The following is a 10942-nucleotide window of genomic DNA, read 5'->3' as shown; positions in this document are numbered from 1 at the left end:
GTGCGATCGCAATGGGCGCGCAAAGTTGCCCGCGGTTTCGCCGCCGGTGTTTACTGGCCCAACCCCACGTGACCACACGAGAAGCACGGGATGCCGGGCGCGGCGTGTTCTTCATCGCCGGTGCGAAGGCGTACTTCATGATCGCGGGAGCGGCGATCACGTTCGCGCTGCCGGCGGTTCTCGACGCGAGCGTGTTCGGTGCGTATCTGGTCGTCGCGGGCGCCGCGTCGCTGGTCAACAACGTCATGGTCACCGGGACCATCCAGGCGGTGTCGCGGTTCACCGCGCAGGCGCGCGATCGCGCGCGCGCCATTCAACTGGCCGGGTTCCGCATGCACCTGTGCGTCGGGCTGCCGATCGCGGTGGCGTTCGCGCTGCTGGCGCCGGCGGCGGCGGCCTTCTTCCAGGATGCATCGAAGGCCGGGCCGCTGCGGCTGGCCGCCCCGATCGTGGGCGGTTATGCATTTTACGCCGTGTTCGTCGGCACGGCCAACGGCCTGCGCGCGTTCCACAAGCAGGCCGGACTGGACGTCATCATGGCGACGCTGCGGGCTGCGGGGATCGTCGGGCTCGCCGCGGCCGGCTTTGGCCTCGTCGGAGCGATCGCCGGGTGGATCGCGGCGACCGGCGCCATCCTCGTCATCGCGTCGGCGGTGGTCGGATTTCCGCGCGGCGTCGACCAGCCGTTTCCCGTGCGACCGCTCGCGGTGTTTTTCGGGTCGGTCGCCGTCTATCTGGTCCTGCTGAATCTCATCATGTTGCAGGACACGTTCCTGCTCAAACGGTTCATGGGCGTGTCGCTGCGCGATGCGGGGCTGACCGCCGACGGGGCCGCCGCGGCCGCGGACGCGCTCGTCGGCTATTACGGCGGCGCACAGGCGATCGCGCGACTGTCCTATCAGGCGATCATCGCGGCGACCTTCGTCATCTTCCCGCTCATCTCGCGGGCGACGTTCGAGCGCGAGCGCGACACGACGATTCGGTACATCCGCGCGACGACGCGCTACTCGCTGATGTTCGCGGGCGCGATGGCGGTGGTTCTGGTCGCCAACCCCTACGAGGTGATGGATCTGCCGTTCCGCGCCGAGTATGCGGACAACGCCCACGGCGCGCTGGTCGCGCTGGCGCTCGGCTACGTCGCGTTCTCGCTGTTCGCGATCGCCGGCACGATCCTCAACGGCGCGGGGCTCACGCGCGCCGCGATCGGGTCGGCCGCGGTGACGGTCGTCGCGGCGGTCGCCGGCAACGCGCTCGCGCTGCCGCGCGTTGCGCCGGGGCCGGATGCGCTGGTTGCGTGCGCGGCGATCACGGCCGCGGCGATGGCGCTCGGAGTCGCGGTCGCCGGGGTCGCGATGTACCGGGCGCTCGGCGCGTTCATCCCGCCGTCGACGCTCGCGCGGGTCGCCTTGGCGATGGCGGCCGGCGCCGGAGTCGGTCGCGCGGTGTCGTTGGCGTCGCCGGTTGGGACGCTGATCGAGGCGGCGCTGGTCGCCGCGGTCTACCTCGCGGTGCTGGTCGCATCGCGCGAGCTGTCGCGCGCCGACGTGCGCGCCGTGTTGGCGCTGCGGCGCGGCGGCGACGGCGCCTGACGAGGAGCTGAGTATGTTGCATATACACGTGGTTCGTCGCCTTCGGGGAGCGGTCGCGGCCGCCGCCGTGGCGGTCGCGCTGGCCGCCTGCGGCGCCAGTGGCGCGCAGCGCGATCCGCTCATCTACCACCTGCGCAACTACAACGAAGGGGTTCGCTGGGGGCAGTTCGACAAGGCGGCACTCAACGTGCCGGTACTCGAGCGGGAGGACTTCCTCGACGAGCGCGAGCAGCTCGCCGAGGATCTGCGCATCGACGACGTCGAGATCAAGCGCATTCGCTACCGCAACCAGCGCACGTGGGCGCGGGTCGACGTCGAGTTCACCTGGCACCTGGACTCGCGCGGGATCGTCCACAAGACGGTGACGCGCCAGGTGTGGCGGCGCGAAGGCAACCAGTGGCTGATCGCGGACGAGCACCGCGTGCGCGGCGAGCCGATGCCCGGCGTGGCCGAGCCGCCGGACGACGCCGGCGACGCCGCTGCGGCGGCCGCGGGCTCCCCCGGCGACGCCAGTGCGACGGCCGTAGGACGCGCGGCGCCGGCCCTGCGCTGAGTCGCGGTGCGGCCGGGCGGCGATAAAATCGCCGCCCGGGGTGGTTCGGTCGGCGCGATCACGGAATAATGGCCAGTTAGGTTGTCCGGCACGTCCTTCGTTCAGCGCGGCCAGGCGCTCGTCGACCGCGGCCAGTACCAGGATGCGGTCAAGGTGTGCCGGCTCGGCCTGCTCGCGAGCCCGACCGAGGTGGCCGGCCGGCTCGTGCTCGCCACGGCGCTGTGCGCGCTGCGCCGCTACGACGAGGTGCTCGCGGAGATGCGCGTCGCGCTCGACCTCGAGCCGGACAATCCTCGCGCCCACGTCCTGAAGGCGACCGCGCTGCTGCGCAAGGGCGACGCACTCCAGGCCCGCGAAGTCGCCGAGCGCGCGCGAACGCTCGACCCGTCCAACGCGGAGGCGGCCGCCTTGGTGCGGGAATGCAACGCGGCGCTCGGGGCGTCGGGCAAACCGCGGCGGGCGGCGACGGCGGGCCTGGCCGACGACGGAGTCGACGAGTTCACCAAGCACTATCCGGCCGCTGCGGGGCCGGTGCAGCCGCCCGCCCCGCCCGACTCGCTCGCGGTGGGCGACCGGACGGGCACGATCGAGCTGGACGTGGAGGCCGAGGGAGTCGAGGTTCGGCCGAGCGACGACGCGCTCGCCGTCGGCGACACATCCGCGGTCGAACTCGACACCGGCGATGTCGAGCTGCTGTCGGACAGCGCGGTCGCGCCCGTGCCGGCCGACGACGGCCGTCGGGCGGAACCGGACCAGACGGCCGACTACCGCAGGCCGGCCGCACCGCCGGCGCGACCGACTCGGCCGGAGACGCCGCGCGCGGGCCGGCGGCCGCCACCGGCCGCCGATCTCGCCGCAGGGGACGCGCTCGACGCGCTGTTTCCCGAGGAGCCGTCCGGCGTGTCGAGCGTCTCGCTCGATGAGGCGCCGGCGGCCCGCGCGGCCGAGCCCCCGCGCGACCGACATGCCGGCGCCGCTCGCGAGCCGGCGTTCGTTCCGAGCGGAACGATTCCAAGTCTGGCGCACTCCGCGCCGCGACCGGTCGCCCAGCCGGCGGCCGCGGCGCCGCAGCGGTCGCGCACCGAGGACATGCGGGTGATTCGCGCCGGTCTGGGCCTCGCCGACGCGGCGTCCGAACGCAAGCGAAAAAAGCGCGCGCGCAACCAGATGCGCGCCGCGGCCAGGTCGCGCGCCAAGGCGCTGCACGGCCGGAGCAAGTCGATCTTCTGGCTGTACGGCCTGGTGGCGGTCGCCGTGATCGCGGGCGCGGTCTTCGCGGGGTTCCGCGTGCGCGAGGCGCGGCTGCGGCGCCAGCTGCACCGCGCGGTGCGAGAGGCGGCGCGCCTGGCCGAGCCCGACACGTATCGCGCCCACTGGCTCGCCGCGCGCGCGTACGAGGCGATCCGCGAGACGCGCGACGACCCGGCGGTCCGCGCGGCGCACGCCCGCGAGGAGGCGGTGCTCGCGGCCGACTACGGCGAGCCGCTCGCGCGCGCGGACGCGCTGCTGGCGACGCTCGGCGACGACCGCAGCGAGGACGCGCTCGCCGCGCGGGGCCTGGTCGCGCTCGCGCGCGGGGACGTCGCGGGCGCTCGGGCGGCGGCCGACGCCATCGCGCGGGCGTATCCGAACTCGCCGTGGGCGGGATACCTGCGCGGCCGCGCGGCGCTCGCCGACGACGATCCCACCGCGGCGGCCGCGGCGCTGCGCGAGGCACTCGCGCTGCGGCCGTGGCCGGCGGGCTACGTGGCGCTCGGCATCGCCGAGGCGGCGGCCGGACGCTATGCCGAGGCGCTCGCGGCGTTCGACGCCGCCCTCGCGCAGAGCCCCGGCCACCCGGCGGCCCGGATCGAGCGAGTGCGCGCCGCGGTGGCGATGGGGCAGCTCGACGGCGCGGCCGCGATGGAAACCGCGCTCACCGAACTGCGCCAGGACGGCAAGACGCCGGTCGAACGACAGCGGATCGGGGTCGCGCCGCGCCAGGCCGCGTGGGCCGCGCTCGCGCTGGCCGAACTCGCGCTGGCGCGCGGCGACCGGGGCGCCGCCGGCAAGCACCTCGAGGCGGCGGCCGCGGCGCGGCCGGAGGACGACTGGCGATTCATCGATGCGCTCGCGCGGGCGTACCTGCGCGCCGGCGACGTCGAGGCGGCCCGTACCGAACTGGCGGCGGCCGCCAAGCGGTGGCCCGGGCGCGCCGGCGTGCGCGTGCGGTTGGCCGAGGTGGCGCTCGCGGCGGGCAACCCCGAAGAGGCGCTGTCGGCGCTCGACGGCGTGGCGGACATCGATCGGCGGCCCGACGCGCTGGCCGTGCGCGGCCGGGCGCGGCTCGCGCTCGAACGCATCGACGAGGCGGTGGCGGATCTCGACGCGGCGCTCGCCGCGCAGCCGGGGTTGCGCGAGGCGCAGATCGCGCGCGCGGAGGTCGACCTGTTTCGAGGCGACGCCGGTGGAGCGGTTCGCCGGCTGCAGCCGCTGTACGATGCCGCGCCCACCACCGATCTCGCGGTCGTGTACGCATCGGCGCTGCGGCGCAGCGGCGAGCGTGAGCGCGCCCGCGCGGTGCTCGACCGCGCGATCGCGGCAGGCGCGGGCGCCGCGGTGTACGTCGAACTGGCGCGGCTCGAGCGCGACGAGGGACGGTTCGACGCGGCGCGGCGCGCGTTCGCTCGCGCGATCGAGGCCGACCCGAACGGGATCGAGGCGCGGCTCGAGGCGGCGGACCTCGCGATCGACGTGGGCGACGTCGCCGGCGCGCGCGAGGCGCTCGACGCACTCGCGGCGCAGGCGGCGACGGACGGTCGCGTGCTCGTGGCCGCCGCGCGCGCGCACATGCTGGCCGGCGACGACGACGGTGCGGCCAAGCTGCTCGACCGCGCGGCGGCGCTCGCGACGTCGCCAAAGGGGCTGCTGTCGCGCGAGCGCGGCCGGCTCGCGCTGCGTCGGGGCCGCCCGAAGGAGGCGGTCGCCGCGTTGACCGAGGCCGCCCGCTTGCGACCCGACGATCCGGAGACGCGGCTTCTCGCGATCGACGCCTATCTCGCCGCGGGCGACGCGAAGGGAGCCGACGCGGCGCTGGCCGACGTGCTCAAGCGGTTCGCGAACCAGCCGGTGGCCGACCTGGCGCTCGGGCGCGTCCACCTGTTCAACGACCGGCTGCGCGATGCGATGGTGGCGCTCGCCAACGCGCGCAAATCGCTGTCGGAAGCCAAGGCGGCGCCCCGGTGGCGCGCCGAAGCCGACCTGTGGCTCGGGCGCGCGCACTACGTCGGCGACGACCTTCGCGCGGCGCGCGACGCCTTGCTCGCGGCCGTACGGCGCTACCCGGCGAGCGCGGACGCGTTCCTGATGCTCGGCAAGGTCGAGCAGGAGCGCGGCAAGGACAAGGCGGCAGCCAAGGCGTATGCCCGCGCGGTTGCGCTCGATCCCGCGGGTCGTCCCGAGGCGTGGTTCCTGCTCGGCGAGACGAGCGCGGCCTTGCGCGACCGCAAGCGCGCGCGCGAGGCGTTCGAACGCTACCTGCAGTTGGCGCCCGACGGCGACTTCGCGGCGGAAGCCAAGGAGGCGCTCGCCGGGTTGCGGCGTTAACGCGCGGGCGCCGTGCCGGACGCCTTGCGGGCGGGCGCGGCCGGCGCCTCGCCGCCGACGGCGGCCGCGCGCGCGGCGCGGTACGCGGCGACGTCCGGCTCGTATTGCTTGGTGTCGAACAGGACGAGGCCGATGAACAGCACCGCGAATGCGACCGACACGGTGAACACGACCCGCAGGAACCGGCCGCCGTGCTTGAGGTGCATGAACACGAGCGCCACGATCGCCGCCTTGACCGACGCGATGCCGAGCGCGGCGACGACGTTTAGAGAGCCGAGGTCGACGCGCGCGACCGCGACGGTCGTCACGGTGAGCGCGAGCAGCGCGAGCCAGGTGCCGACGAGGGCGCCGAGAGACGAGACGTGTTCGCCGTAGGGGTCGTGAGCCATGGCGGTTACCCGATCAAGTAGAACAGCGGGAACAGGAAGATCCAGATGAGGTCGACCAGGTGCCAGTACAGCGCCGCGTTGTCGACCGCGTTGTAGTAAGTCGGGCCGTAGTGGCCCCTGGCCGCGTGCCGGTAGATCCACACGTAGATGCCGATACCGACGAGAACGTGGATGCCGTGCAGGCCGGTCATGCAGTAGTAGATGCTGAAGAACCGGCCCATGCCTTCGGGCACCGGCAGCGCGCGGAGCGCCGCGGGCAGCTCGGCGAGGATTTCGGGCGACGGCGAGAAGCCGTCCCCCCACACGACGCCGTTGGTGATCTTGTGGCTGTACTCGAGGTACTTGACGACCATGAACGCGATGGCGCAGCCGATGACGGCCAGCAGGGACCGGCGCAGCGCCGTCTGTTGGCCGAGCTGCGCGAACCGCACCGACAGCGCCGCCGCGAGGCTGCTGGTGATCAGCACGACCGTGTTGAGCGCGCCCATCCGCCAGTCGAGAAAGTGTTGTCCGTAGGCGAACATCTCGGGGTGGTTCCCCCGGTAGACCGCGTACGCGGTGAACAGGCCCGAGAAGAACAAAATCTCGCTGGCGAGGAACACCCACATGCCGAGCTTCGCGGTGTGAAGCTGGGCCGCGGGGCTGTCGAAGTGGTCGAGCAGGAACTGTTCCGGCCCGGAAGCCGTCTTGGCGTCGTGTCCGGCCATGGTTGCCTCTACACGTTGTAGCCGTCGCGGCGGACCCATCCGGTCTCGCCGCCGATGTATTGCAGGACGCTGAAGTTGTACGGCCCGGTGAGGGGCGGCAGGCCGTGGAAGTTGTGCGGGTCGGGCGGCGAGGTCGTGAACCATTCGAGGGTCGCCGCGCCCCACGGGTTGGCCGGCGCGCGGCGGCCGCCGCGGCGCAGCGACTGCAGCAAGTTGATCAACGACGCGAACATCCCGCTGCCGAGCACGAAGGCGCCGACGGTCGATAGCCGGCTGAGCAGCTCCCATTCGTACGGGTAGGTCGCATAGCGCCGCGGCGCGCCTTCGGCGCCCATGATGAACTGCGGGACGAACGTGAGCAAGAAGCCGAGCAGGACCATGACGGCGGTCCATCGGCCGATGCGCTCATCGTACAGCCGGCCGGTCATCTTCGGCCACCAGTAGTGCAGCGCGGCCATGAACGCCGACAGCACGGAGCCGACCATCACGAAGTGAAAGTGAGCGACGACGAAGTAGGTGTCGTGCAGTGGCACGTCCGTCGACAGCGACCCGAGGAACAGCCCGGTGAGGCCGCCGACGCCGAACAGCAGCAGGAAACTCAGGACGTAGACCATCGGCGTGTCGAGGCGGATCGATCCGCGATACATCGTCGCCAGCCAGTTGAATACTTTGATCGCGGACGGGATCGCCACCAGCAGCGTGAGCACGCTGAAGATCACGCTCGCCCACTTGGACTGACCCGACACGAACATGTGGTGGCCCCATACGAGGAAGCCGATGATCGCGATCGCGATCGAACTCATCGCGATGAACCGGTACCCGAAGATCGGCTTGCGGCTGAACACCGACACGACCTCGCTCACGACGCCCATCGCCGGTAGGATCATGATGTAGACCGCCGGGTGCGAGTAGAACCAGAAGAAGTGCTGGAACAGCACCGGGTCGCCGCCGTACTCGGGCATGAACAGTCCGATGTGAAACAGGTACTCGACGAACCCGAGCGCTACCGTGATGCCGAGCACCGGCGTCGCGATCACCTGGATGATCGATGTCGCATACAACCCCCATGCGAACAGCGGCATGTCGAAGAAGCCCATGCCCTTCGGCCGCATGTTGTGCATCGTGGCGATGAAGTTCACCCCGGTGAGGATCGAACTGAAGCCGATGATGAACACGCCCAATAGCGCGAGGAGAAGGGCGAGCCCTTTGCCCGATTCGAAGCTGTAGGGCGGATACAGGGTCCAGCCGGTGTCGATGCCGCCGAACACGAGCACCGCGAGGAAGAACACGGTGCCGGCGAGGTACAAGTAGAACGACAGCAGGTTCAGGCGCGGGAACGCGACGTCGCGTGCGCCGAGCATCATCGGCAGGACGAAGTTGCCGAATGCAGCGGGGATGCCCGGAATGATGAACAGGAAGATCATCACCGCGCCGTGCAGCGTGAACAGGCGGTTGTAGACGTCGTTGCTGACCAGCAGGCCGTCCGGGTTCCACAGGTGCAGCCTGACGGCGAGGGCGAACAGGCCGCCGAGCAGGACGGAGATGAGGATCACCGTCAGGTACATGACGCCGATGCGCTTGTGGTCGCGCGTGGTGATCCACGAGCGCCAGCCGCGCTCCGCGGTGAGGTAGTTTTCGCCGTGGGTGGACATCGCGTGGGCCTCGCTCACTTCTGCGCCTTGATGAACTCGATGATTCCGCGGATCTCGCGCTCTTCCAGCGGCGTCGGCGGCATGATCGGGCCGTAGCCGAGCACGATCTCCTTGCGCGGGTCGAGGATCGACTCGCGGATGTAGTTTTCGTCGACGGTCACGGACTTCCCGGAACTGAGCGTCTCCGTTTTGCCCCACAGCCCCTTGAAGCTCGGGCCGCCCCCCTTGATCGGTGTGCCGTCGAGGCTGTGGCAGCTCTTGCAGCCGCGCTCCTCCCACACCTTCTTGCCGACCTCCGCCAGTGGCATGCTGTCCTCGTACGCGCTGCGCTCGAGCCATTTTTGGTAGTCGGCGGCGTCGGCGTGGACGACGACCTCGGTCCGCATGGCCGAGTGGTCGCGCCCGCAGTACTCCGTGCAGTAGATCGGGTAGCGTCCGGCGGCGGTCGGCGTGAACCGCAGGCGCGTGTAGCGGCCGGGCACGACGTCCTGTTTGACGCGGAACGCCGGGATCGACAGGGAGTGGATGACGTCGTTGGACGCCATCACGAGCTCCACCGGGCGGCCGGCGACGACGTGGAGTTCGGGCGAGCCCTTGCCCTCGGGGTGATCGAACCACCAGGACCACTTGCGCGCGGTGACCTGGACCTCGGCGGCGTTGGGGGCGGCGCGCACCATTCGGAAGTACACGGCGGTCGACAGCCCGAAGATGACGAAGACCAGCGCGAGCGGGATCGCCGTCCACGTGAGTTCGAGCCGGTTGTTGTGCGTGGGCGCCGGCTCGGCGTCCGGCCGATACGAACGCGCGCGGTAGCGGATGACGAACACGCCGGCCACGCCGACGATGATCGCGAGAAATGCGGTACAGACCCAGAAGATCAGGTCGAACACCCAGTCGACGTCGGCGGCGATCGACGAGGCTTGGGGCAAATAGGAGGCGGCGGCAAACATCTACGAGGCCCTCTTGCGGTTGCGTTCGCGCGCGACGTACACGGCCAACAGCGCGACGAGTCCCACGAGCGTGATGACGCCGCCGATGCGCATGGCGCGCACGGCCATGGGGCTGGCGCTGTCGGAGTCGTACGCGAAACAGTTCAGCAGGGGATTGGCCAGCGCTTGCTGGTCTTCGGCGGTGAGCACCTCGCCGCGGGCGGCGCGCGCGATGGCGGCGCGCAGCTCGTCGGCGCGAATCGTGACGCCGTGCAGATAGCTCGACACGCGGCCGTCGGGCGTGAGCACGGCGAGGGTGGCCTGATGGCGGTACTCGTCGGCCTCCGGGTCGTAGCGGTACGCGAACCCGATCGAATCGGCGACGGCGTCGATCGCGGCGCGCCCCCCCGCCAGAAAGTGCCAGCGTTCAGCGATGGCGTAGTCGCCGGTCTGCCGGACGTACACTTTCTTCGCGCCGCCGAGCTTGGCCGGCGTGTCGGTCGGATCGATGCTGATCGTGACGATGTGCACGTCGCGGTCGGCGGCGGGCAGCTCGCCGAGCGCCTCGGCCAGGCCGGCCAACTGCACGCTGCACAGCACCGGGCAGCGGGCGTAGTTCAGGCTGAGCAAGATCGGCCGGCCGGCCGCCGCGTAGCGTCCGAGGGTGGTCGCCGCGCCGGCGTCGTCGACGAACGGCGCGTCGAGCGGAACGCGTGCACCGAGGCGTTCGACCACCTGGACGCCCGCCAGCTCGCGCCGCAGGCGATCGGTCGTCTGGCCGGCGGCCGGCCCGGCCGGCGCGATGGCGGCGGCCGCAGCGGCGACGGCCCAGGCGAGCCGGGAGGACACGGACGGAGACATCTCGGCCGTGCAAGATAGAGGAAACGCTGCGTCACTCGCAACGTGAAGTTGACGGTAGACCTGCGAAAGTTTTGCGCTTTCGCCGGCCCTTGGGGCCGCGCTTGGGGCCGATGATGACCCGCGGTGGGGCAGCGGCGGTCAGCACCCCGACGGCGCCGCGCAGGTGCCGACGTCGCCGACCGATCCGCTCGCCCCCGGGGCGCCGTCGTTGCCGTCGTCTTCGCTCGGCGGCGCCGTCGGCGCGGAGATGCCGCCCGCGCCGCCCGGTCCCGGGGCGCCCGCGGAGTAGGTGCACGACTCGGTGACGGTCGACCCGTACGAATAGATGCCGTAGCTCACGCCGCCGCCGCCGCCACCGCCGCCGCCGCCGTGGCCGCCGTGGCCGCCGTGGCCGCCCGCACCGCCGACGTCGCCGACCGGGCTGCCGCCGCCGGAGCCGCCCGCGCCGCCGGGTTGGCCGCGGCCGCCGGCCCCGCCGGCGCCGCCCGCGCCGCCGTTGCCGCGGACGATCGTGCAATCGCGGGCGTCGACGACCGAGTTGACCGCGAGGACGCCGAAGCTGCCGCCGCCGCCGAACCCGCCGCCGCCGCCGCCCGGCGCCGCGCACCCGCCGGCGCCGCCGCCGCCGCCGCCGCCGCCGCGCGAGTCGGTACCGTCGTCGCACCCGCCGCCGCCGC

9 protein-coding genes are annotated in these 10942 nt (G+C 72.1%); 3 read left to right on the top strand and 6 right to left on the bottom strand.

Features of this window, described 5'->3' with window-relative positions:
- Window positions 1-104: 104 nt before the first annotated feature.
- The 3 genes from D6689_15110 to D6689_15100 all read left to right on the top strand — a co-directional run bounded on the left by D6689_15110 (window position 105) and on the right by D6689_15100 (window position 5727).
- Window positions 105-1589 carry a hypothetical protein gene (locus D6689_15110; GenBank protein RMH39999.1) on the top strand — a complete coding sequence of 495 codons (1485 nt, stop codon included), beginning with the start codon at window positions 105-107 and terminating at the stop codon, window positions 1587-1589.
- A gap of 28 nt (window positions 1590-1617) precedes the next feature.
- The gene (locus D6689_15105; protein RMH39998.1) at window positions 1618-2142 is read left to right on the top strand and encodes a hypothetical protein; all 525 of its coding nucleotides are present in this window, start codon (window positions 1618-1620) and stop codon (window positions 2140-2142) included.
- Between the two features lie 81 nt (window positions 2143-2223).
- On the top strand, window positions 2224-5727 hold the full coding sequence (locus D6689_15100; protein RMH39997.1) for a tetratricopeptide repeat protein: 3504 nt from the start codon (window positions 2224-2226) through the stop codon (window positions 5725-5727).
- Here the strand turns inward: D6689_15100 and D6689_15095 are convergent.
- The 6 genes from D6689_15095 to D6689_15070 all read right to left on the bottom strand — a co-directional run bounded on the left by D6689_15095 (window position 5724) and on the right by D6689_15070 (window position 10604).
- Window positions 5724-6116 (bottom strand): oxidase, encoded by a 393-nt coding sequence (locus D6689_15095; GenBank protein RMH39996.1) that lies wholly within the window; start codon window positions 6114-6116, stop codon window positions 5724-5726. The genes D6689_15100 and D6689_15095 overlap by 4 nt on opposite strands.
- A 5-nt stretch (window positions 6117-6121) precedes the next feature.
- Entirely contained in the window at window positions 6122-6823 is a 702-nt protein-coding gene (locus D6689_15090) for a cytochrome c oxidase subunit 3 family protein (protein ID RMH39995.1), read from the bottom strand.
- Between the two features lie 8 nt (window positions 6824-6831).
- Window positions 6832-8475: a cytochrome c oxidase subunit I gene (locus D6689_15085; protein RMH40000.1), complete on the bottom strand. Its 1644-nt coding sequence runs from the start codon at window positions 8473-8475 to the stop codon at window positions 6832-6834.
- 14 nt (window positions 8476-8489) lie between these two features.
- Entirely contained in the window at window positions 8490-9425 is a 936-nt protein-coding gene (gene coxB, locus D6689_15080; GenBank protein ID RMH39994.1) for a cytochrome c oxidase subunit II, read from the bottom strand.
- The gene (locus D6689_15075) at window positions 9426-10265 is read right to left on the bottom strand and encodes an SCO family protein (GenBank protein RMH39993.1); all 840 of its coding nucleotides are present in this window, start codon (window positions 10263-10265) and stop codon (window positions 9426-9428) included.
- Between the two features lie 138 nt (window positions 10266-10403).
- Window positions 10404-10604, bottom strand: a complete 201-nt coding sequence (locus D6689_15070; protein RMH39992.1) for a hypothetical protein — start codon at window positions 10602-10604, stop codon at window positions 10404-10406.
- Between the last annotated feature and the right edge of the window lie 338 nt (window positions 10605-10942).

The organism is Deltaproteobacteria bacterium (assembly GCA_003696105.1).
Classification (GTDB): Bacteria; Myxococcota_A; Polyangia; order Haliangiales; family J016; genus J016.
Note: the sequence above shows the minus strand (reverse complement) of the source record. Positions and strands in the feature narration are given on the sequence as shown.

Bases quoted from the DNA above. Each gene is read 5' to 3' on its own strand.
- D6689_15095 (RMH39996.1), bottom strand. From the start codon at position 6,116: ATGGCTCACGACCCCTACGGCGAACACGTCTCGTCTCTCGGCGCCCTC.
- D6689_15090 (RMH39995.1), bottom strand. From the start codon at position 6,823: ATGGCCGGACACGACGCCAAGACGGCTTCCGGGCCGGAACAGTTCCTG.
- D6689_15085 (RMH40000.1), bottom strand. From the start codon at position 8,475: ATGTCCACCCACGGCGAAAACTACCTCACCGCGGAGCGCGGCTGGCGC.
- coxB (RMH39994.1), bottom strand. From the start codon at position 9,425: ATGTTTGCCGCCGCCTCCTATTTGCCCCAAGCCTCGTCGATCGCCGCC.
- D6689_15075 (RMH39993.1), bottom strand. From the start codon at position 10,265: ATGTCTCCGTCCGTGTCCTCCCGGCTCGCCTGGGCCGTCGCCGCTGCG.